The organism is Streptomyces mayteni, assembly GCF_054783955.1.
On record NZ_BAAGPR010000050.1, the window covers coordinates 34,227 to 55,236 of the forward strand.

The following is a 21,010-nucleotide window of genomic DNA, read 5'->3' on the forward strand; positions in this document are numbered from 1 at the left end:
CCGCGGTTCAGAGGATGCGGCGCATCTCCGCGAGGAGATCCCGGGTGCCGTCCGGGCTGAGCGCGAACTCGGCGAGCCGGTCGAGCACCACCTGGTAGGCCGCGACCTCCTCGCGCTTGTCCAGGTACAGCGCGCCGGTCAGCTGCTCCAGGTAGATCAGGTCCGACAGCTCCCGCTCCGCGAAGCGCAACAGCGTGAAGGCGCCCGACTCGGCCACGTGCCCGCCCTGGGCGAAGGGCACCACCTGCAGGGTGACGTTCGGGTACTCCGCGAACTCCAGCAGCGAGGTGAGCTGTTCGGCCATCACCTCGCGCCCGCCGTGGTGCCGGCGCAGCGCCGACTCGTCGAGGACGCAGTGCAGGTGCGGCGCGTTCTCCGACACCAGCAGCTTCTGGCGGGCCAGCCGCAGCGCGATCCGCCGGTCCACCTCGGACCGCGGCAGCCGCCCCTTGTGCCCGCCGACCACCACGGCGTGCGCGTACGCCTCGGTCTGCAACAGGCCGTGTACGAACTGGAGTTCGTAGGTGGAGATGCGTTCCGCCGCCGCTTCGAGGCCGATGTAGGTCTGGAACCAGCTCGGCAGCACGTCGTTGTAACTGTGCCACCACCCCGCCTGACCCGAGGAGCGGGCGAGGCCGAGCAGGGGCTCGCGCTCGGCGTCGTCGGTCACTCCGTACAGCGTGAGAAGATCGGCGACGTCGCGCGGCTTCACGCTGACGCGCCCCAGCTCCATCCGGCTGATCTTGGACTCCGAGGCCCGGATCGAGTAGCCGGCCTCCTCACGGGTGACCCCACACGCCTCGCGAAGCCGGCGCAGCTGTGAGCCGAGCAGAATCCGACGCACCATCGAGCCATCCGCGGCCTCGGGAGGGTTGGCGACCCCGGTGGCCGCGCCGGTGCCCTCCGCCATCCGTTGAGAACTCATGAGACTCACTGCCCTCCACCTCCGACCGCAGAAGTCTGCCACGAATGAGTCTCATTCGGTGTGCGCATGATTACAGTCCATCAAATTTTTTCGTGCACGTGCATCTGCCCTTGCATTTGCCGTAAGCCTTGGGAAGCATGAGTCCTACGCGCTGGGAACCGGTGCGTCAGCTTGGCCCTGCCGCGCTCAACCGCGTCTGGCGGGGTTCGGAGGACCGGACTCGACGTCGGCCCCCGACGACAGCAGTGCCGCCGCCGCAACGCCAGGAGTGCCGCGCCATGGGGACCAGAGGAACGCCCATGCTGGACCAGTTAGGGCAACCCTTTCCGCCCGTAGACCTGCGCACGCTCTCCGGCACGGCCACCCTCGGTCTCACCCAGCGCCCCGAATCGGTGCGCCGGGCACGGGAGTTCACCCGCAGCACGCTGATGGGCTGGCGGATACCCGAGCACTTCGACTCGGTCGGCCTCGTCGTCTCCGAGCTGGTCACCAACGCCCTGCGGCACGGCGTCGGCCCGCGGCCGACCGCCGGTTCTGGCGGCGGCGTCCCGTCCCAGTCGACCGGTCAACCGGCCGCGGCCGTGACCGTCTCCCGACCGCTGGTCGAGCTCGAACTGATGCGCTGCGCACGGCGGTTGATATGCGCGGTCCAGGACCCGAGCGGCGCCCTGCCGAGGACGAGCCAGCCAGGCGGCATGGACGGCTCGGCGGAGTCGGGGCGCGGGCTGCACCTCGTGGAGTGTTTCAGCGACGGCTGGGGCTGGCGGATGCTGACCAGCGGTCGCGGCAAGGTCGTCTGGGCCGTCTTCCAGACCGACTGACCCGCGGCGAACCAGGACCAAGTCCAAGACCAGGACCAGAGAACCAAAGAACCAAGATCCGAGACCGGCGGCCAATCGGCCGGCCGGTCACGGTCGTTCGGCGGTCGAGTCGACCGATCACGCGCTCACGCGATCAGGTGGTCGAACTCGCCGTCCTTGACGCCGCGCAGCAGCGCCTCGACTTCGGCCGGCGTGTAGACCAGGGCCGGCCCTTCGGGAAAACGGGAGTTGCGAACGGCAACGTCCCCACTGGGCAACTTCGCGAACTCCGCGCAGGTCCCCTGGGAGTTGCTGTGGCTGCTCTTGAGCCACACCACGTCCCGGAGTTCGTGCGCGGCAATGCCGTTGTACGCGTCGGGCACTGGACTCTCCCGGGTCGTGCTCGTGATGCAACAAGAGCCTCACGCGTCAACATGAGACTCAACTGACCCAGATACTAACGTCGTTCAATTGCATATGCACGCGCGAATGCACGTGCACGACGGGCTGTCGCCAGCCCGTCACAACTCATTGGTCCGTGCCAAGGATGAGACGACGCGGGCCCGCATCCGGTTCCATCACATCCGCCGGAAATCGGTACAGCGCAGGGGAAGCGAACGAGTACGGCGCGCGTGCCCCGTGAGGTGCGTCACGCCTCGCGTTCCCGTCGCGGACTCGACGGTCGCAACGACGTACGTCACCTCACGGGTCGGCGTCAGGACACCGGGTCGAGCAGTTCGTCGAACGCCGAGGCGAGCTCCCGCCACGCCGCCCGGCCGCCCGCGTACTCGGAGTCCGTCAGCAGACAGGACCGCAGCCGCGCCCGCAGCCCCTCCCGATCCAGTCCCGGCGCCGTGAAGACCAGGTGCTGCACCCGATCCCCGACCTCCTCGTCCCAGTCGATCGCGGCCGCCACCCGGCGGACCGCAGGCGCCATCTCCCAGGCGGCGTCCGGCACCGCGGCGAGCCACGGCCCGACGTTGTCGACGCAGAGCGCACCACCCGCCGCGTCCCAGGAGAGCAGCGTGTCGGGCCGGTCGGCCAGCCAGAACCGGCCCCGGCTGCGCGGCGCGGCGCACGTCAGCTCCTCCAACGCCGTGTACAGCCGCTCCGGGTGGAAAGGCCGGCGGTGCCGCCACACCAGCGTGCTGACGCCCGCGTCCTCCGCCTCCTGCGGCAGCAGCGCGCTCGCCGGGTGCTGGCGGGCGGCCGCCGACTCGACGTCGAAGCCGGACGCCGCGTACCGCGGGAACTCCGGATCCGCGACCAGCACCCGCCTGGCCGTGGGGTGCAACTGCGTGAGCAGCGCCCGGTCCAGGTCGTCGGCCGGCTGGTCGCCGCCGACCAGCGCCAGCGTCGGCGCGTACTCCAACTGCCGCGCCCAGGTGTCCGCGACCGTCCGCTGGTCGGTCCTGGCGGTGGCGAGGCCGACCTCGGACAGGTCGTCGCCGTTGGCGAGGTACGGCAGCACCAGCGCCGGGTCGACGGCGGTGAGCACGCCCGTGACCAGCAGCCGGCCGGCCCCGTGGGTGGCGATCACCTCGACCATGGACCGCGCCTCGACCGAGTCCCACAGCTCGACCACCGCGAGGCGGCACCGGTCGTCGTCCGCCAGCCGCAGCAGCTCGGGCACCAGGTCCTCGCGCAGCGCGCAGCAGGCACAGTCGTTGACCAGCGGGGTCTCGCCGGAGCTCAGCGTGGCCCCGGCGTCCCGCACCAGGCGGGTCACCGTGCCGGTGGACGCCGCTCCGGTCAGGTCGTGGTGCAGGGCCACGCTGCCCGGCACCCCCGTGAGCAGCCGCCGCACGGCGGTGCGGCGGGCGTCGGCGTGCAGTCCGCCGACGATGACGACCGGCAACATCAGCTCTCCTCGCCCTCGTTCTCGCGGGTGTCGTGGTTCCCGCCGTTCCCGTGGTTCCCGTCGCCCGTGTCGCTCGTGTCGTTCTTACGGCCGTACCGGCGCTCGAACCGCTCCACCCGGCCGGCGGTGTCGACCACGCGTCGACTGCCGGTGTAGAAGGGGTGGCTCGCCGAGGAGGTCTCCACGTCGACCACCGGATAGGTGTGGCCGTCGTCCCACTCGATGGTCTGGTTACTGTCCGCGGTCGAGCGGGTCAGGAACGCGTACCCGGCGGTCCGGTCACGGAAGACGACGGGCCGGTATTCGGGGTGTGTTCCGGACTTCATGGCTGACCTCTCTTCCCACGTTCCTCATGTTCAGCACCGCGCTCGCGGGCACCGGGCTGGCTACGGGTACCCGATCCGCGCCGGTGGATCCACGGAAGCGACTTCCAGTCTACCGAAACGGAAACCATTTTCATTAAGAAGAGGATCACACCGCCGCGCGTTCGGACGGAGGCGCGCGTCGGCCGCCCCACCGTCGGGCGGTGGGGCGGCCGGGAGGGGGAAGGCGCCGGGTGGTGGGGCCGCGGTTACTCGCCGGCGGGGCCGGTCAGCGAGACTCCGTTGCCCACCGGAGTGCCGAAGTTCGGCGTGCCGTCCGCGTTCCACGAGATGCGCTGGGCGCGGGTGGTGCGGGTGCCGCCGCAGCCGTCGGAGGCCGAGGAGTTGGCGTGGTAGACGATCCACGTCTCGGCGCCGTTCGGCGAGGTGAAGAACCCGTTGTGGCCCGGCCCGTAGACGCCGGCCGCGTCGTTCCGCTGGAAGACCGGGTTCGCGAACTTCCGCCAGGACGCGGCGTTCATCGGGTCGGAGCCGACCAACTCCAGCATCCCCAACTTGTAGTCGGGCGTGTTGCAGTGCGACGCCGAGTAGACGAGGAACGTCCTGCCGTTGCGCCGCAGGATCACCGGCCCCTCGTTGACGCCGGAACCCGACCGTTCCCAGGCGTAGTTCGGGGACGAGATGCGGACGCCGCGTCCCGACGCCGTCCACGGGTTGGCCATCGGCGCGATGTACAGGTTCTGGGTTCCGCCCTCCCAGAACGAGTGCAGCAGGTAGAGCCGGCCGTCCGGCATGGTCAGGTAACTGCTGTCGATCATCCAGCGGTTGTCGCCGTACGGGTCGACCTGCCCCCGGTAGGTGTACGGGCCGAGCGGGTCGTCGCCGGCACTCTCCAGCACGTGGACGTGCTGGTTGTCGATGTTCGCGGCGACGCCGGCGCTGTAGGTCAGGTACCAGCGGGTGCCGTTCGGACCGTTGAGCCGGTGCAGCTCGGGGGCCCAGAAGTTGCAGCAGCGGCTGGCGTTGGTCTCCCGGTAGACGGTCACCGGGGGCGCGTTGCGCAGGCCGGCCAGGGTGGTGGCGCTGCGCATCTCCCAGTGGGAGGCCCAGGTGGTGCCGAGGTGGTAGTAGCGCCCCTGGTAGTAGGTGACCCAGGGGTCGGCGCCGTTCTGGCTGACGATCGGGTTGGTGAACGCGGCGGTCGGCCGCGGGCCGTCGTCGGCGGTCGCGGCGGTCGCGGCGGTCGCGGCGGTGACGACGGGGGCGTCGGCCGTGGCGGGCTGGCCGGCGGCGGCCGGGCCGCCGTTCTGCACCAGCAGGGCCATCGCGCAGGCGACGACCAACGCCATCAGCAACGCGACGCGCGGGCGCGGGCGGCCGCGCGTCAGGGTGGGGGTGGGGGGCATGGCGGCTCCTGTGAGTTCGATATCTCGAACGAACTTCGGAACTGCGGACACGGCGGAAGTTAGGGACGCCGCAGGAACGGGTCAAGGGAGGAATCCCGCCGAACCGCCGCACCGCAGAACGCGGGCGGGAGCGGCCCGAGTCGTTATCGAACGCAACATCCGCTACGAGAGGTATGGCCGTTAGGCTGTCCGGCACTTGACGAGATGATCAAGGGAACGGCGCCATGGAACCGCACACCACCACCACGTCGGAGCTCGCCTCGCTGCCCGCGGAGCCCCTGATGACCAGGGACTACGAGACCCGGCCGGCGCTCGTCTACGAGCGGCTTCGGAACCGGTTCGGGGCGGTGGCCCCGGTCGACCTGTACGGGGTCAGGGTGTGGCTGGTCGTCGGCTACCACGAGGTGATGGAGGTGCTGCGGGACGAGTCCGTGTGGAAGGCGGACGCGGCCCACTGGCGCGCCCTCCAGGAGGGCCAGGTCCCGGACGACTGGCCGATGTTGGCCGGCTACCGCGTCGACCACCTGCTGCACCAGGACGACGAGCGGCGCCGCACCACCCGCGCGGCCGTGGAGGCGGCGCTGCATCCCTTCCAGGACTCGGGCCGGCCGCAGGGGGTGGAGCTGCGGCTCACCGTGGAGCGCTACGCGGACGAGCTGATCGCCGTGTTCGCCAACGGCCGCTCCACCGGGTTCGTCGACCTCTCCCCGCAGTTCACCCGCCCGCTGCCGCTGATGGTGATCAACCGGTTGTTCGGCTTCCCCGTCGAGCAGGGCGACGACATCGTGATGGACGCCTGGCGGATGGCCGACTCCGCGCCCGACGCGGGCGCGGCCATCAAGCGGCTGATCGCCGCCGCGACCGACCTCGCCCGCTACAAGCGTGAGCACCCCAGCGACGACCTGACCAGCCATCTCATCGCCGCCGCACCGGAGTTGACGCCCGAGCAGATCGCCATCGAGCTCTACGCGATCATCGTCTACTCCGACTACATCGGCCAGACGATCACCAACACCGCGCTCGAGGTGCTGACCGGCAGCGACCAGGCGTGGCAGAGCCTGGAGAACGGCGCCTACGACGAGTTGGTCAACCGGGTGCACATGGCCTCGCCGCCGTGGGCCAACCTGCCGCTGCGCTACCCGGTCTCGGACGTCGTGCTCGGCGACCGGCGGATCGCGGCGGGCGATCCGGTGATGCCCTCGGTGGCCGCGGCGCACGGGGATCCGCTCTTCGCGGCGGCGCTCCACGACAGGTCGCTCAAGAGCAGCCGGGCCCACCTGGCCTGGGGCGCCGGCGTACACCAGTGCCCCGCCCAGGAGTTGGCGGAGATGGTGGCCACCACGGCGGTGAGCCGGCTGTTCGACCGGTGCGAGCTCGAACTGACGCTGCCGGCCGACCAGATCCCGTGGCGGCTCTCGCCGTACGCGCGCGGCGTGAAGTCGCTCCCCGTCCGCTTCCGCACCCTGCCAGGCGCCGGCCCCCTGACGACGCGGCCGCCGCTTCCCGAGACCGGCGGACCGGCCGAGCCGGACGCCCGACCAGCCCCGACCCCGACCCCGACCCCGGTGCCTGAGGCCGGCGGCCGGTCCCGGCTGTGGCGCTTCCTGTCCAGCCTGGTCTCCGGGCAACCTGGTGAGTAGGCCCCGACGACCCCGGTCAGCGCGCCGGCCCCACCGGCGAGTCGCCGATGGGGCCGGGTGTCACGAACGCGGGTGACCCGGGTGGGTCAGTCGATGACCTGGTAGATGTTGAACGCCTCCCACGACCCGGCCGGCTCGGCGGAGCGGGCGCGCAGCGTGTACTGGAGGGCGCCGGTGTAGTTGTTCTCCATGGCGACCCACTGCCCGTTCAGCATCGACAGGATCGCGAACTCGAGGGTCTCCTCGTCCTGGTACAGCTCGAACCGCTCCCAGCCGCCGACGCTCGCCGAGCGGGCGCGCAGCATGTTCTGCCGCTCGCCCGTGAAGTTCTTCTCGACCGCGACATAGAGGTTGTTGGCCCGCGACCGCATCGCGAAGGTGCCGTTGGTGTCGTCCCAGACGAAGTCGAACTCCTCCCAGGCTCCGAAGACGCCCCCGGAACGGGCGCGCGTGACGCCGGTGTTCGGGGCCGCGTAGTTGATCTCCGTGGTGACGAAGTTCCAGTTGCGCACCGACTCGATGGCCAGGCGCTCCTCGACGTACACGTCCTGGGCGGCGAACCCGGACTCCGCCTGCCCCGCCGGCGCTTCCAGCGTGGACCCGGCCAGCACCTCGGCCAGCTCGGCCTCGCTGCCGATCCTCTCCCACCCCTCCGGCACGACGGCGCTCGCCGCGGCCGGGGCCGCGGCCGGCGAGGCCGCGGTGGCCGTGGTCGACGCGCCGAGCGCCGAGGCGGCCAGCAGGCCGCACACACTTGCTATGACTGCGATCTGGCGTCTCACGTTCATCCTTCTGCCAGTCACGGGCCGGTCACCAATCCCCCCACCCGTGAGCACCAAGTCGAACTCCTGGCGCAATTCTGGTACATGAGGTGATCATCCGTCACATGATTTGCGACATCGGCGTGTCGTTCATGTGTCGACGCGAGCGGAGACCGGCCCTTCGTCGTTCGCCGGGTCGTCGTCCGGCACCCAGCGGAGCACGTCGCCCGGCTGGCAGCCCAGCGTGCGGCAGATCGCGTCGAGCGTCGTGAACCGCACCGCCTTCGCGCGGCCGTTCTTGAGGACGGCGACGTTGGCCGGCGTGATGCCGACCGCCTCGGCGAACTCGCCGACGGACATCCGGCGTCTGGCGAGTTGGACGTCGAGGTCGACGACGATCGCCATCAGACGACCTCGGCCATCTCGGCCTGGAGGTCCGTCGCCTTGCGCAACAGGGTCCGCAGGACGACGACGAGCATGATGAACGCCGCCCCAAGGCCGACGCAGGCGGTCGCGCCGGCCAGCGCGCCGAGGACCTCCATGCTGCCGTCGGGCTCCGGGATCTCGGCCAGCGACAGATGCCCGGCCACCCCGACCGCCAGCAGCGTCGCCACGGCCGCGGCGCCGATGATGACGTCGACCCACCGGAAGGCCCCGGCCGTGAAGATCGCGTCGCGTTCGACCATGGCGAGCAGCATCCACACGGCCGCGAGCGCGACCTGCACGCAGACGACCCCGACGATCGCCACCACCACGTACGGCACCTGGAACGGGGCGTAGGGCGGGAAGCGGTCGACCTCGTCGGCCGCCGTCGCCGGGATGACCACGAGCTGGCCGAAGAGCCCGGCCAGGACGGCCAGCGCGATGCCGGCGCGGAGCAGGACGATGAAGTACCTGTGCATGGATCGATTTTCGATAGATCTCTATCGAGAGTCAATCGATGTCGGCGGCGGGCTCCCCGCACCACCCGTCGAAGACCATGGAGAAGATGCGGTCCTGGAGCACCCCGTGCTCGGCGTGCCGAAGCGCCACCATGCGGGACAACTCCCCCAACTGCTCCTCCGTCAGCGCCGCCGAGGCCAGCGACTCCACGGCGAAGGAGTGCGTGGCGCACCATTCCAGGATCGCCTTGAATCCGTTGATGGACGCGACGAACGACCGCTGCTCGACGCTTTTCCAGGCGATCGCGAGTTCCTCGATCGCGCTCGTGGCCGCCCCCTCGGGAACGAGCATCCCGCGCGCCCGCCGGGTCAGCCCCGCCACGTATTCCCCGCGGTCGGCTATGTGCATCAGCCGCACCGTGGCCCGGAATCCGAGCTCCGGCAGCAGTTCGGCGAAGTCCCAGAGCAGCGAGATGGAGCCGCCCTCGACGATCACGAAGGGGTGGCGCTCACGGAGCCCACGCAGCGTGCCGATCAACGACTCCAGGGCGTCGGCGACGGCGAAGTCCCCGTCCGCCACGGCGCGTTCGTCCAGCCAGATCCGCTCCACGTCGGCGGCCTCGCCACCGGCCCTGGCACTCGTGGTGGCCAACTCGGGGAAGCACTGGATCCGATCCGCCACCACGATCGGCGCCCCGGTCGCCCGCGCCAACTCGGTGGCGGCGGCGCTCTTCCCGATGCCCGTGGGACCCGCGATGATATGGATGACCTGTGTGTGTTCCGCGTCGGCGTCGGACACGATTTCCCCCTTCGGCCGTTTTGCCTGACCACCTCTCACGATAGGCCGGGTTTTCGACGGCGATTCACCCGCTGAGGCATTTACTGTGCCAACGGCGAGGCAAGTCAGTAAAGATTGGCCCTCGTCACACAGCGGCGACTCCTGACGAACGCGTTCCACGCGGGCGTGGGGAACAGCAGCGACGGCCCCGCAGGGGCCGCCTTGCTGTCCCGCACGGGGACGATGGCGGCGAAGCCGTCCGCGATCTCCAGGCAGTTACCGCCGTCAGGGTTGCTGTAGCTGGACTTGCGCCACTCGGCCGCGCTCAGTTCTGGGGTGGCTCGCACGGGTTGAAGTCCTCCATCGCGGTCTTGATCCGCGCCGCGGAGTCTCGCGGCGACAGGGCGTACGCCCTGAGTAGATCGTAAGACCGCCGATACTTCACGACCGTTTCCGGCACCTCCACAAGCTGGCTGTCGGCAACTCCCTCGAAGTAGGCGACAGTTGAGCGATTCGGCAGAGTCAGCAGGGTCAGTGGACCGGCGAGCAGCGCGTGTTCCCCGTGGCCGAAGGGAAGGATCTGGATGTTGCAGCGCGTGCTCTCCGTGAGCGGCAGCAGTTTCGCCAGTTGCTCGTACATCACGGCGCCGCTTCCGATCGGACGGCGCAGAACCGCCTCGTCGAGGATCGCCCACAGGTAGGGCGCCGCGTCCGTGCTCAGTCGGTCCTGTCGGCTCATGCGGGTCGAGACGCGCTCCTCGATCGCGGTAGCCCCCTCTTCCGGGTGCCCCACGCGTAGCAACGCCCGTGCGTAAGCCTCGGTTTGGAGCAGGCCCGGCACCATGTGGCCCGCGTACTCGCAGATGTCCGTCGCCTGGGCGGCGAGTTCCATGAAGCGGCGGTAGCGGTCGGGGTACTGCTCGCGTTCGATGACGCGCCAGAGGCCGTCGAAGAGGCGGTCCGTGCCGAACGCTGCGTCGAGTTTGGCGGGGAGGGGTGGGAAGGGGATCCGTTCGGCCGTCTCCACGCCGTGCAGCTGGGTCTTGCTGTAGTTCACCACGTCCGCCAGCGAGTCCAGGGACATGTCGCCGTTGAGTTCGCGCTGTCGCCGCTGCTCCGCGCCGAAGAGGTGGCGGGCCGAGCGTGTGGGGTCCAGCTTGCGAGGGGGAGTGACCATCCGTGAAGCCTTCCGCATTCCTTGTCCGGGTATGGAACAGGATGAGCCTGTTGGGCCCGGTGTGCCGAGCGCAACCATTGATGCACCCACGGTGAACGATCGGATGTTTCGCCGTCAACAGTGCCTGGAGGCAGGGATGCGGGAGTTGGAGATCGGCGCCGCCGCCTACGACGAGCGGGTCGGCCGCTACGGGGTGGTCATGGACCACGAGGCCGGCCGCGTCTATCTGCGGCCGCCGGGCGGTGGGTTGGAGTGGGAGGCGGCGGCGGAGCACGTGCGACCGGCTCGGGTGAGCGAGGTGCTCGCCGAGCCGGTCGCGGAGGCCAACGCGCGGAGTCGGGGGGAGAGGTTGTGACCTGCCGCCGTCACTGCCGGGTGGCGCGGGCGAAGGCGACGCGCGCCCAGACGTAGCCGGCGACGGTGAGGGCCAGGCACCAGGCGACGGAGATCAGGCCGCTGTTGCCGATCTCGGTGCCCAGCATCAGGCCGCGCAGCGTCTCGATCATCGGCGTGAACGGCTGGTACTCGGTGAACCACCGCATCGAGTCCGGCATCGAGTCGGCGGGGACGATCGCGCTGCCGAGGAACGGCATGAACGTCAGCGGCAGCGGGGTGTTGCTCGCCGACTCGGGCGTCTTGGCCACCAGGCCCATCGCCGCGGCCAGCCAGGTGAGGGCCAGGGTGACGAGGCCGAGCAGGCCGAACGCGGCGAGCCACTCCAGCGCGTCGGCGTTCGGCCGGAAGCCGATGGCCAGGGCGACGCCGACGACCAGCACCAGGCCGATCATGGTCTGGAGGACGCTGCCGACGACGTGCCCGGCCAGGATCGCGGCGCGGGAGACCGACATGGTGCGGAAGCGCTTGACGATGCCCTGGGTCATGTCGACGCAGACGCTGACGGCCGTGGCGACGGCGCCCGAGGTGGCGGTCATCAGGATGATGCCGGGGGCGACGTAGTCGATGTACTCGACGTCGCCGACGCCGCCCATCGTCGTGATGCCGGTGCCGAGGGTGTTGCCGAAGGCGTAGTTGAAGAGCAGCAGCATCATGATCGGCATGAGCAGGACCGAGAACGTCATGGCCGGGTAGCGGACCGCGCGCCTGAGGTTGCGGCGGAGCATGGTGGCCGAGTCGGTCACGGTGAGGGCGAGGGCGCTCATCGGGCGTTCTCCAGTCGGGTGGCGGGCTCGGCCTGGCGGCGGGACGAGCCGGTGAGGGCGAGGAAGACGTCGTCCAGGTCGGGGGTGTGGACGGTGAGTTCGGCCGCCTCGACCGAGGCGGAGTCGAGGAGGTCGATCACGGAGCGGACCATCGGGAGCGAGCCGTCGCTCGGGACGCGCAGAGTCAGCGACTCCTCGTCGGCCTCGGCCACCTCGAACACCCGGATGGCGGCGGCGAGTTGCCGCGGGTCGGGGAAGCGGAGCCGGATGTGGCCGCCGGGCATCCGCCGCTTCAGCTCCTCCGCGGTGCCCTCGGCGACGAGCTTGCCGCCGTCCAACAGGGCGATGCGGTCGGCGAGTTCGTCGGCCTCGTCCAGGTACTGGGTGGTGAGGAAGATGGTGACGCCCTGGTCGGCGACGAGGCCGCGGATGATCTCCCACATGGTGCGGCGGCTGCGCGGGTCGAGGCCGGTGGTGGGCTCGTCGAGGAAGATGACGCGCGGGTCGCCGATCAGCGTCATGGCGAGGTCGGCCTTGCGGCGCATGCCGCCGGAGAGCTCGGCGCCGGCCTTGGCGGCGGCCTCGGTCAGCTCGAAGCGGTCCAGGAGTTCCGCGGCGCGGCGGCGCCCCTCCTCGCGGCCGAGGTGGTGCAGGTCGGCCATCAGGATCAGGTTCTCCTGAACGGTGAGCAGCTCGTCGACGGCGGCGAACTGGCCGGTGACGCCGATCGCGGAGCGCACCCCCGCCGGGTCGGCGGTCAGGTCGTGGCCGCCGACGCTGGCCCGGCCCTCGTCGGCGCGGACGAGGGTGGCGAGGATCTCCACGGTGGTGGTCTTGCCCGCGCCGTTGGGGCCGAGCAGGGCGAAGACGGTGCCCTCGGGGATGTGCAGGTCGATGCCGTCGAGGACGGTCTTGTCGCCATAGGACTTGCGGAGGCCCTGGACGGATATCGCGGCGGGCGACCGTCGGCCCTCTCGACTGGACGTGGGCATGACAGATGAAGGCATGGAGTCCTCCCTTTCGAGGGCTGAAGTGACGGGGAAGGTGGGCGAGTCGAGGCCGCCGAGCTCAGCTCTTGGCGCGCAGGATGTCGATGTTGCCGAAGCGGGTACGGGCCCGGATCTCGACGGTCTCCGCGGCCCCCTCGGGGGCCTCGGCGGAGGCGAGCGCGTTGCGCACCTGGCCGGCGCCCGAGCTGACGTCGAGCCAGGCGGCCGTGCCCTCCCGGACGCCGACCGCGATGGCGCCGTAGGAGGTCTCCAACTGGATGGAGCCACGGGCCACTTCGCCCAGCCGCACGGCGCCGTGGGCGGTGGTGGCGCTCACCGAGTCCTCGGCGCGCCGGATCTCGATGTCGCCGTGGGCGCCGCTCATCCGCAGCTCGCCGGTCACGGCGTCGACGGTCGTGGAGCCGTGCGAGTTCTTCAGAACGGCCGGGCCGTCGACGAACCCGACGCGCAGGCTGCCGACGCTGGTGGTGATCTCGGCCCTGCCCTCGACCCGGTCCACGGTGATCGAGCCGTGCGAGGCGATCAGTTGCAGCGGCCCCGTCGTGTCGAGGCGGACGTCGCCCGACGAGGTCTTCACGCGGACCTCGCCGAGCCGCCCCTCGCCGAGCACCTGGGTCCAGGCGCCGGTCACCTCGACGTACGAGCCCGCGGGCAGTTCGACCGTCACGTCGACGGTGCCGGTGCGGCCGAGGCCGAACAGGTTGGACTTGGGCGTCCTGACGACCAGCTCGCCGTTCGCGAAGCCGACCTCGGTCTGGTCGGCCCGCCGCACGTCCCGGTCCTTCTTCGGGTCGCGGGGCCGCACCTCGACAACGGTGTCGAGCCGGTCGCCCGCGATGAACTGGATGGAACCGGCCTCCACGCGCACCGTGGCCGAGATCGGTTCTGGAGTGTCGAAAGAAGGCATGGCAGTCCCGTCCTCTTGGGTCTTCAGCACGTCCCCGCTGGTGGGACGCGGTGTGTGGGTGAGGTGCTGCGGCAGGGGCAGGGGCAGGGGGGCTAGCGGACCCAGCCCGTGAAACTCTGCCCCATGGCCCGGGTCTTCTCCGGCGCCCGCGGCCGGACGCCGCCGTCGACCGCGGCCGACACGGCGCGCACCAGCCAGGCGTTGACCGACAGGCCCTCGCGGGTCGCGGCCTCCTCGACGAGGGCCTTGAGGTGGGCCGGCAGGCGCAGGTTGACGCGGGCGGTGCCGCCCTCGTCGCCGTCGGCCGCGGCCTGGGCCGGGGTCCTGAACGGTTCGACGGGCGCGGCCGGCTCCGTGGGGGCGCCGCCCTCGGCGGGCGGCGGCGTCACGACGAAGTCGGGGTCGAGCCCACGCAGCCGCACGTCGACCGAGCCGGGGGCGAGTTCGCGGGTGATCTCGTCCATCGCGGCGGAGAGCACGTTGAGCATGGTCAGCCGGGTCGCCGACTCCAGGGGGGCGGTGAGCCGGTCGGCCAGCTCGCGGGCTTCGTCGCCGCCGGCCTCGGCGGCCACCGCGAGTTCGCGGCGGAGGGAGTCGACATACGGCGTGAGGTCCATGACGTCATCATGGCACCACTATGGCGCCATACGCAAGACGATGGCGTCACCAATGCGCCATGACGGCACATCGTGGCGCCAGAGATGCGCCGGCGAGGCGCCATCAGGTGCCACGCGGCGCCAGCACCGGCACCACAGCCCGCGCCGGAGGCGGCGCCTTTCTTCCCAAAAGGGCGCGCACCCGGGCGCGCCGCGCTATAACTCGGCTGTGACGACCACAACGGGGCTGGAAGAACTGCGGGTTGAGCTGCACGAGGCGTTGGAACGCGGCACCGCGTGGCTGGAGGCGGTGTCCGCCGCGCCGACGACCACCGAGGAGTGGCGCGCCGAGGCGGGGCGGGACGCGGGCGCCATGCGGCAGCTGCGCACCCGCGCGGCGTCCTCGCTGATCAACGTGGCGCTGCTCGGCGCGTTCTCCTCGGGCAAGAGCTTCCTGCTCAGCGGCCTCCAGGGCGGCCTCAAGCTGCACCAGGGCACCGGCCCCGACGGGCTGCCGGCGGAGAAGTTCGTCGGGCTGCTGCCCTCCTCGCCTGTGCCGACCACGGCCTGCCCGGCCACCGTGGCGCCGGTGGCCACCGGCGCCGAGGGGCCCGACACCAGCGGTTCCGGCTTCCTCCGCGTCCAGTTCGCGGACTCGGCCGAGGGCGAGTGGGAGGACGTGGGCAACTCGCCAGCGCCGCCCGTCGTCGCGGCCTACGCCATGCAGGACGCGGAGGTCACCAACCGGCTGCAGCCGCACTGGTACCGCGAGGTGGCCGAGATCGAGATCCTGATCTCCTCGTTCCGGGTGCCGGCCAAGCTCTACGACCTGCCGGGCTTCGGCTCGCCCAACGCCCTCCACGACGCCATCGTCAAGCAGGCCATGGGCCAGGCCGACTGCTTCATCTACGTCTCGCACGCCTCCCGCACCCTCTCGGAGAACGAACTCGACCTGATCCGCGCCCTCTACGCCCACTTCCGGGTCTACCGGAAGCCGGTGCTCTGGGTCCTCACCGCCATCGACCTGGCCACCCAGCTCGACCACCGCAACGTGCCGGCCTGGCAGGCCACCATCAACCGCAACAACGCCTATCTGCGGGAGCACTTCACCGTCGACGGCCGGCCCGACGCGGAGTTCATCGGTGAGGGCTTCGTGCCCGTGGCGCCGGCCGCCGAGGCGCGCGCCGCCCTGTTCGAGGCCCAGGAGCAGACGGCGCTGGCCAGGCGGCAGGCCGCCGAGAGCCGAATGGACGCGCTGCGCGGCACCCTGGAGACGCTGATCGAGCGCGGCTCTGGCCGCTACCACCTGGGCAAGGTGGCGGACGAGGCACGCGGGCTGCTCGGCCCCAGGGTCTCGCTGCTCGGCGAGCGGCTGCGCACCGAGCGGATGCCGATCGACGAGCTCCAGGGCCGGCTCGACGCGCTGGCCGGACGCCGGCGGAAGGTCGAGACCGTCGCCCCTCGGCTGCGCGAGGAGTTGGAGCAGCGGCTCAAGGAGCACGTCAGGCGCGCCGCCCGGCCGTTCAGCCGGCTCGCCGGGCACCTGCACGCCACGCTCGACGCCGAGATCCTGGCCGCCGACGTGCGCCGGCCGACCAGGGCCAACCAGATCCAGGTCGCCAAGACGCAGGCGCTGCACGACTGGATCGAGGCGCCCGAGGGGCCGGCGCGGATCTGGGAGCGGCAGCTGCGGCAGTTCAAGGACGTGGTCACCGAGCGGGTGCGGGCCGAGTTCGGCGCCGAGGACCCGGCGGCCGCGCTGCCCGGCTACCGCTTCGACATCAACGACCTGACGATGCCGCGTCCCCGCAGGAACCGGACCACGGCGCAGGACGTGCTCCAGCGCACCGCCGCCTTCCTCGGCATCTCGGCGCCCCTGGTGGCCACCGGCTCCTGGATCGGCGGGGCCGCCACCGCCGGCCTGGTGTTCCCGCCGGCCGCCGCCGTGCTCGGGCTCTCCGCGCTGGTCTACATGGGGATCCAGCACCGCAAGTCGCGGCGCACCTCGCTCGAGGTCACCCAGCAGGAGTGGATCGACGAGCTGGACGCGGAGGCCCAGCAGGTGCGGGAGTCGTTCGAGCTCGCGGTCGGCCTCCAGGGAATGGACATGCTGGACAACCTGACCGACAACCTGCTCCGCTACGGCGACGAGCTGGAAGACGGGATGGAGCGGGTGCGGGAGCGGATGTCCCGGCCGGAGACCCAGGACCAGCAAGCCCTCGTCGACCAGCTCGGGTCGGTCGTCGAGGAGGGCGAGGCGGTGGTGGCGGCGCTGCGCGGGCTCGGCGCGCCGCGCGCCGCGGGGTGACGCCGCGGGGTGACGCCGCGGAGTGATTCCACGCGCGGGTTGACCTCAAGTTAACTTGAGGTCCTAGGCTCGGCGCCATGAGCATGGAGATGACCGCCTGGCACGCGCTCTACAACGCCAGGCACGCCACCGAGGACCAACGCCCCTTCTCCCGAGCCGTGTTGCGACGGATCGGCACCTTCGCCCGCCCGCATCGGCGCGAACTCGGCTGGTTCCTGGTGCTGAGCGTCGGCGGCGCGGTGCTGGCCGTGGCCACCCCGGTGCTGGCCGGCCGGGTGGTCAACGCCATCACCGAGGGCCATGCCAGGGGCACCGTCGTCACGCTCGCCCTGCTGATCGCCGGGATCGCCGTCGCCGAGGCCGCCTTCGGGCTGCTGACCCGCTGGCTCTCCGCCCGGATCGGCGAGGGCCTGATCCTCGACCTGCGGACCACCGTCTTCGACCACATCCAGCGGATGCCGATCGCGTTCTTCACCAGGACCAGGACCGGGGCGCTGGTGAGCCGGCTCAACTCGGACGTGATCGGCGCGCAGCGGGCGTTCAGCGACACCCTCTCCGGGGTGGCGGGCAACCTGGTGATGCTGCTGCTCACCCTCGGCGTGATGGTCTCCATCTCCTGGCAGATCACGCTGCTCGCGCTGCTGCTGCTCCCCGTCTTCGTGCTGCCGGCCCGCCGGATGGGCGCCCGTCTCGCCCGGCTCTCCCGGGAGGCCGCCGACCACGACGCGGTGATGGCGACGCAGATGACCGAGCGGTTCTCGGCCCCCGGCGCCACCCTCGTCAAGCTGTACGGGCGGCCGGCCGAGGAGTCGCGGGAGTTCGCGCTGCGGGCCGGCCGGGTGCGGGACATCGGGATCCGCTCCGCGATGCTCCAGATGGCGTTCGTCACCGCGCTCACCCTCGTCTCGTCGCTGGCCCTCGCCCTGGTCTACGGCCTCGGCGGCTACTACGCGCTGCGCGGCAGGCTCGACCCGGGCGCGGTGGTGTCGCTCGCGCTGCTGCTCACCCGGCTCTACGCGCCGCTGACGGCCCTGGCCAGCGCGCGGGTCGAGGTGATGACGGCGCTGGTCAGCTTCCAGCGGGTGTTCGAGGTGCTCGACCTGAAGCCGCTGATCGAGGAGGCGCCGGACGCGCGCCGGGTGCCTGACGGGCCGGTGGCGGTGGAGTTCGACGACGTCGACTTCGGCTACCCGGCCGCCGACCGGGTCTCGCTCGCCTCCCTTGAGGAGGTCGCCACCCTGGACTCACGGGGCGGCGAGCAGGTGCTGCACGGCGTCTCGTTCCGCGCCGAACCGGGGCAGCTGGTGGCGCTGGTCGGCTCGTCCGGCGCCGGCAAGTCGACGATCGCGCAGCTGCTGCCCAGGCTCTACGACGCGGACGCCGGCACGGTCCGGGTGGGCGGGGTCGACGTGCGCGAGCTGACCGCCGACTCGCTGCGGGCGACGTTGGGCATGGTCACCCAGGACGGCCACCTCTTCCACGAGACCATCGGCGCCAACCTGCGGCTCGCCGCCCCCGGCGCCGACGAGGCCGAGCTGTGGGACGCGCTGCGGCGGGCGCGGCTCGACGACCTCGTCGCCGCGCTGCCCGACGGGCTCGACACGGTGGTCGGCGAACGCGGCTACCGGCTCTCGGGCGGCGAGCGGCAGCGGCTCACCATCGCCCGGCTGCTGCTGGCCAAGCCGCGGGTGGTGATCCTGGACGAGGCGACCGCGCACCTGGACGCCACCTCGGAGGCGGCGGTGCAGGAGGCCCTGGCCGAGGCGCTGGCCGGCCGCACCTCGGTGGTCATCGCGCACCGGCTCTCGACCATTCGGGCGGCCGATCAGATCCTGGTCGTCGAGGCCGGCCGGATCGTCCAACGCGGCACGCACGACGAGCTGTTGGCGGCCGGTGGGCGATACGCCGAGCTGCACGCGACGCAGTTCGCCGACGCCGCCGCCGAGCGTGCGACGGCTGAGGTCGAGGCGGGCGTCGAGGCCGACGCCGCGTCTGACGCGCCGTCTACTCCGGTCGGCGCACAATGACGGGCTTTTCACCCTCCGTGCACACAAGATTACCTTATGACCCTCAGCCTTGATCATCTTCGCCGCTGCACCCTGGCCGTGGACCTCGGTGCCGCCCGCACCCGCGTCTACCTCAAGCAGTCCGGACTGATCGTCGACGAGCCGTCGGTGGTCGCCGTCAACACCCAGACCGGCGCCCTGATCGCCGTCGGCAGCCCGGCCGAGCGGATGTCCGGCCGCACCCCGGCCAACATCCGGGTGATCCGCCCGATCAACAACGGCACGGTCGTCGACATCGACGTCGCCCAGCGGATGCTGCGCGCGATGGTGGGCAACAAGCTCCGCCGCGCCTGGCGGCGCAAGCCGCTGCTGCGCGCCGCCGTCTGCATCCCGCACGACGCCGACCCGCTGGCGCGGCGCGCGGCGCTCGAGACCCTGATCGGCGTCGGCGCGCGCCGGGTCGAACTGGTGGACAGTCTGGTGACGGCGGCCGTGGGCTGCGGACTGCCGGTCGAGGAGCCGGAGGCGACGATGATCGTGCAGTGCGGCGCGGCCACCACCGAGGTGGCCGTGCTGTCGCTCGGCTCGATCGTGGCCGCCGAGAAGGTGCCGATGGGCGGCGAGACGGTGGACCGGGCGCTGATGCAGTACCTGCGCAACGAGCACGAGCTGCTGCTCCCCAGCCAGGCCGTCCGGCCGCTGCACGAGGCGCTGGCCGACCCGCTGCACCACATGGCGGAGGTCGCCGGCCGGGACGTGGCCACCGGCCTGGCCCGCACCGTCAAGATCGACCCGGTGTCGCTGCGGGCCGCCGTCACCCCGCCGCTGACCGCGCTCCTCGACACCATCCGCGCGGTGCTGCACCGCTGCCCGCCCGACCTGGTCGCCGACCTCGGCGACCGGGGCGTGATGCTCACCGGCGGCGCGGCGGGGCTCCCGGGGCTCGACGAGATGATCAGGCAGTCGACCGGGATGCCGGTCAACGTGGCCGAGGAGCCCGGGCTGTGCGCCGTCCAGGGCCTGGGCGCGATGCTGGAGGGCCGGTACCGGCAGCGGGAGATCGCCGAGCCGAACTTCCGCCGCCACGAGACCGGCGGCGGCCGCGGCGACCTCAAGCGGCGCTTCCGCCGCCAGGTCAAGGCATCGGGCAAGGCGGCCGGGAGCGCGTCGGGTAGCGCGTCGGGTGGCGGTGGCGCCGGCGGGGCGGACGACGCGCTCGTCGACTCGATGCCGGAGCCGACGAGCCTGGCCTGACCACCGGGCCTGCGATTGGCGGCCTGTGGTCGGCTATCGCGGCGGCCTACGATGCCGGAACATGAACGACGCCAGCACCACGCCGCCGCCCGCGCCCTCGCCGTGGCGCGGGCAGGGGCCCGTGCTGGCGGCCGTCGCCGCCGGCGGCGCGATCGGCACGGCGGCCCGCTACGGCGCCGGCCTGCTGTGGCCGACGCCGGCCGACGGCTTTCCCTGGGCCACGCTGCTGGTCAACGTGGTCGGCTGCGCGCTGATCGGGGTGCTGATGGTGCTGGTCACGGAGACGGGCCCGGGCGTCGCGCCGCACCGGCTGGTGCGGCCGTTCCTCGGCACCGGCGTGCTCGGCGGGTTCACCACGTTCTCCACCTACGCGGTCGACATCGAGCGCCACCTGACGGGCGGTCGGCCGGTGACGGCCGTCTGCTACCTGCTGCTGACGCTGGCCGGCTCGCTCACCGCCGTCCTCGTCGCGGCGACCGCGACCCGCCGACTGCGGCGGAGGCCGGCGTGACGGGCCTCCGGCTGACCGTGCTGCTCGGCGAGGACGACGCCTGGCACGGGCGTCCGCTCTCCACCGAGGTCGTCCACCGCGCGCACCGCGCCGGCCTGGCCGGCGCGAGCGTCTTCCACGGCGTCGAGGGCTTCGGCGCGTCGTCCGTGGTGCACACGACGCGGCTGCTGTCGCTGAGCGAGGAACTGCCGGTGGCCGTCCTCGTCGTCGACGCGGAGGACCGCGTCCGCGCCTTCCTGCCCGAACTGACCGAACTCCTCGCCGGGCGCGGCGTCGCCACGGTCGAGCCGGTGGAGATCCTGTGAACTGGCTGCTGGTCCTGGCGGGCGGCGTGGTCGGCGCCCCCCTGCGCTACCTGACGGACCGGGCGGTGCAGTCGCGCCACGACTCGGTCTTCCCCTGGGGGACGCTGACGGTCAACGTGACGGGCTGTCTGGTGCTGGGTGTGCTGACGGGCGTCGCGCCGTCCGAGTCGCTGCGGCTGCTGCTGGGCACGGGGTTGTGTGGGGCGTTGACGACGTACTCGACGTTCTCTTACGAGACGCTGCGGTTGGTGGAGGGTGGGGGGCGGGGGTTGGCGGGGGCCAACGTGCTGCTGAATGTGGCGGCGGGGTTGGGCGCGACGTTCGCGGGGGTGGGGGTGGGGAACGTGGTGGCGGGCGAGGGGCGCCTCCCCCCCCCCCCCCCCCCCCCCCCCCCCCCCCCC

23 protein-coding genes and 1 pseudogene are annotated in these 21,010 nt (G+C 71.7%); 9 read left to right on the forward strand and 15 right to left on the reverse strand.

The window, feature by feature from the left end; all coding sequences use genetic code 11:
• Positions 1 to 7 precede the first annotated feature (7 nt).
• Positions 8 to 847 (reverse strand): helix-turn-helix domain-containing protein, encoded by an 840-nt coding sequence (locus ACYVPE_RS21840; RefSeq protein WP_461035376.1) that lies wholly within the window; start codon positions 845 to 847, stop codon positions 8 to 10.
• Between the two features lie 377 nt (positions 848 to 1,224).
• Between ACYVPE_RS21840 and ACYVPE_RS21845 the strand changes: the two genes are divergently transcribed.
• Positions 1,225 to 1,746, forward strand: coding sequence for an ATP-binding protein (locus ACYVPE_RS21845; RefSeq protein ID WP_461035352.1), 522 nt, complete (start codon positions 1,225 to 1,227; stop codon positions 1,744 to 1,746).
• A gap of 125 nt (positions 1,747 to 1,871) precedes the next feature.
• Here ACYVPE_RS21845 and ACYVPE_RS21850 read toward each other — a convergent pair whose 3' ends face one another.
• The 4 genes and pseudogenes from ACYVPE_RS21850 to ACYVPE_RS21865 form a co-directional block, all read right to left on the reverse strand.
• Positions 1,872 to 2,108: a DUF397 domain-containing protein gene (locus ACYVPE_RS21850; RefSeq protein ID WP_461035353.1), complete on the reverse strand. Its 237-nt coding sequence runs from the start codon at positions 2,106 to 2,108 to the stop codon at positions 1,872 to 1,874.
• Positions 2,109 to 2,440: 332 nt separating this feature from the next.
• Positions 2,441 to 3,586: a CobW family GTP-binding protein gene (locus tag ACYVPE_RS21855; protein ID WP_461035354.1), complete on the reverse strand. Its 1,146-nt coding sequence runs from the start codon at positions 3,584 to 3,586 to the stop codon at positions 2,441 to 2,443.
• A gap of 86 nt (positions 3,587 to 3,672) precedes the next feature.
• Positions 3,673 to 3,912: pseudogene (locus ACYVPE_RS21860) on the reverse strand (type B 50S ribosomal protein L31); the annotation flags it as partial.
• Between the two features lie 245 nt (positions 3,913 to 4,157).
• A complete protein-coding gene (locus ACYVPE_RS21865; RefSeq protein WP_461035355.1) occupies positions 4,158 to 5,315 on the reverse strand; it encodes a glycoside hydrolase family 43 protein in 1,158 nt (385 codons plus the stop codon).
• A 224-nt stretch (positions 5,316 to 5,539) separates the two neighbouring features.
• On the opposite strand from ACYVPE_RS21865, the gene ACYVPE_RS21870 reads away from it, so the two are divergent.
• Positions 5,540 to 6,955 (forward strand): cytochrome P450 family protein, encoded by a 1,416-nt coding sequence (locus tag ACYVPE_RS21870; RefSeq protein ID WP_461035356.1) that lies wholly within the window; start codon positions 5,540 to 5,542, stop codon positions 6,953 to 6,955.
• 86 nt (positions 6,956 to 7,041) lie between these two features.
• Here ACYVPE_RS21870 and ACYVPE_RS21875 read toward each other — a convergent pair whose 3' ends face one another.
• The 6 genes from ACYVPE_RS21875 to ACYVPE_RS21900 form a co-directional block, all read right to left on the reverse strand.
• Positions 7,042 to 7,737, reverse strand: coding sequence for a fascin domain-containing protein (locus ACYVPE_RS21875; protein WP_461035357.1), 696 nt, complete (start codon positions 7,735 to 7,737; stop codon positions 7,042 to 7,044).
• A gap of 129 nt (positions 7,738 to 7,866) precedes the next feature.
• Positions 7,867 to 8,121 (reverse strand): helix-turn-helix domain-containing protein, encoded by a 255-nt coding sequence (locus tag ACYVPE_RS21880; protein ID WP_461035358.1) that lies wholly within the window; start codon positions 8,119 to 8,121, stop codon positions 7,867 to 7,869.
• Positions 8,121 to 8,618: a DUF2975 domain-containing protein gene (locus tag ACYVPE_RS21885; protein ID WP_461035359.1), complete on the reverse strand. Its 498-nt coding sequence runs from the start codon at positions 8,616 to 8,618 to the stop codon at positions 8,121 to 8,123. Before ACYVPE_RS21885 ends, ACYVPE_RS21880 begins: the two co-directional genes overlap by 1 nt.
• A 31-nt stretch (positions 8,619 to 8,649) precedes the next feature.
• Positions 8,650 to 9,396: an isopentenyl transferase family protein gene (locus tag ACYVPE_RS21890; RefSeq protein ID WP_461035360.1), complete on the reverse strand. Its 747-nt coding sequence runs from the start codon at positions 9,394 to 9,396 to the stop codon at positions 8,650 to 8,652.
• A 104-nt stretch (positions 9,397 to 9,500) separates the two neighbouring features.
• Entirely contained in the window at positions 9,501 to 9,722 is a 222-nt protein-coding gene (locus ACYVPE_RS21895; protein WP_461035361.1) for a DUF397 domain-containing protein, read from the reverse strand.
• The gene (locus ACYVPE_RS21900) at positions 9,701 to 10,552 is read right to left on the reverse strand and encodes a DUF5753 domain-containing protein (protein ID WP_461035362.1); all 852 of its coding nucleotides are present in this window, start codon (positions 10,550 to 10,552) and stop codon (positions 9,701 to 9,703) included. The genes ACYVPE_RS21895 and ACYVPE_RS21900 overlap by 22 nt, the downstream gene beginning before the upstream one ends.
• Before the next feature lie 136 nt (positions 10,553 to 10,688).
• Here ACYVPE_RS21900 and ACYVPE_RS21905 point away from each other — a divergent pair, with 136 nt between their 5' ends.
• Entirely contained in the window at positions 10,689 to 10,907 is a 219-nt protein-coding gene (locus tag ACYVPE_RS21905; protein WP_461035363.1) for a hypothetical protein, read from the forward strand.
• A gap of 10 nt (positions 10,908 to 10,917) precedes the next feature.
• Here the strand turns inward: ACYVPE_RS21905 and ACYVPE_RS21910 are convergent, their stop codons facing one another.
• The 4 genes from ACYVPE_RS21910 to ACYVPE_RS21925 all read right to left on the reverse strand — a co-directional run bounded on the left by ACYVPE_RS21910 (position 10,918) and on the right by ACYVPE_RS21925 (position 14,246).
• Positions 10,918 to 11,712 carry an ABC transporter permease gene (locus ACYVPE_RS21910; protein ID WP_461035364.1) on the reverse strand — a complete coding sequence of 265 codons (795 nt, stop codon included), beginning with the start codon at positions 11,710 to 11,712 and terminating at the stop codon, positions 10,918 to 10,920.
• Positions 11,709 to 12,704 carry an ATP-binding cassette domain-containing protein gene (locus ACYVPE_RS21915; RefSeq protein ID WP_461035377.1) on the reverse strand — a complete coding sequence of 332 codons (996 nt, stop codon included), beginning with the start codon at positions 12,702 to 12,704 and terminating at the stop codon, positions 11,709 to 11,711. The genes ACYVPE_RS21910 and ACYVPE_RS21915 overlap by 4 nt, the downstream gene beginning before the upstream one ends.
• A gap of 76 nt (positions 12,705 to 12,780) precedes the next feature.
• Positions 12,781 to 13,629, reverse strand: coding sequence for a DUF4097 family beta strand repeat-containing protein (locus ACYVPE_RS21920; RefSeq protein WP_461035365.1), 849 nt, complete (start codon positions 13,627 to 13,629; stop codon positions 12,781 to 12,783).
• Positions 13,630 to 13,721: 92 nt separating this feature from the next.
• The gene (locus ACYVPE_RS21925) at positions 13,722 to 14,246 is read right to left on the reverse strand and encodes a hypothetical protein (protein WP_461035366.1); all 525 of its coding nucleotides are present in this window, start codon (positions 14,244 to 14,246) and stop codon (positions 13,722 to 13,724) included.
• Between the two features lie 208 nt (positions 14,247 to 14,454).
• On the opposite strand from ACYVPE_RS21925, the gene ACYVPE_RS21930 reads away from it, so the two are divergent.
• The 6 genes from ACYVPE_RS21930 to crcB form a co-directional block, all read left to right on the forward strand.
• A complete protein-coding gene (locus ACYVPE_RS21930; protein WP_461035367.1) occupies positions 14,455 to 16,533 on the forward strand; it encodes a dynamin family protein in 2,079 nt (692 codons plus the stop codon).
• Positions 16,534 to 16,610: 77 nt separating this feature from the next.
• A complete protein-coding gene (locus ACYVPE_RS21935) occupies positions 16,611 to 18,560 on the forward strand; it encodes an ABC transporter ATP-binding protein (protein WP_461035368.1) in 1,950 nt (649 codons plus the stop codon).
• A 36-nt stretch (positions 18,561 to 18,596) separates the two neighbouring features.
• Positions 18,597 to 19,793 carry a rod shape-determining protein MreB gene (mreB, locus tag ACYVPE_RS21940; protein WP_461035369.1) on the forward strand — a complete coding sequence of 399 codons (1,197 nt, stop codon included), beginning with the start codon at positions 18,597 to 18,599 and terminating at the stop codon, positions 19,791 to 19,793.
• Between the two features lie 61 nt (positions 19,794 to 19,854).
• A complete protein-coding gene (locus ACYVPE_RS21945) occupies positions 19,855 to 20,304 on the forward strand; it encodes a fluoride efflux transporter FluC (protein ID WP_461035370.1) in 450 nt (149 codons plus the stop codon).
• Complete coding sequence (locus tag ACYVPE_RS21950; RefSeq protein WP_461035371.1) at positions 20,301 to 20,609, forward strand: DUF190 domain-containing protein; 309 nt, start codon at positions 20,301 to 20,303, stop codon at positions 20,607 to 20,609. The genes ACYVPE_RS21945 and ACYVPE_RS21950 overlap by 4 nt, the downstream gene beginning before the upstream one ends.
• Positions 20,606 to 21,010: fluoride efflux transporter CrcB (gene crcB / locus ACYVPE_RS21955; protein WP_461035372.1), on the forward strand; the 405-nt coding region annotated here is incomplete at its 3' end. The genes ACYVPE_RS21950 and crcB, both read left to right, overlap by 4 nt.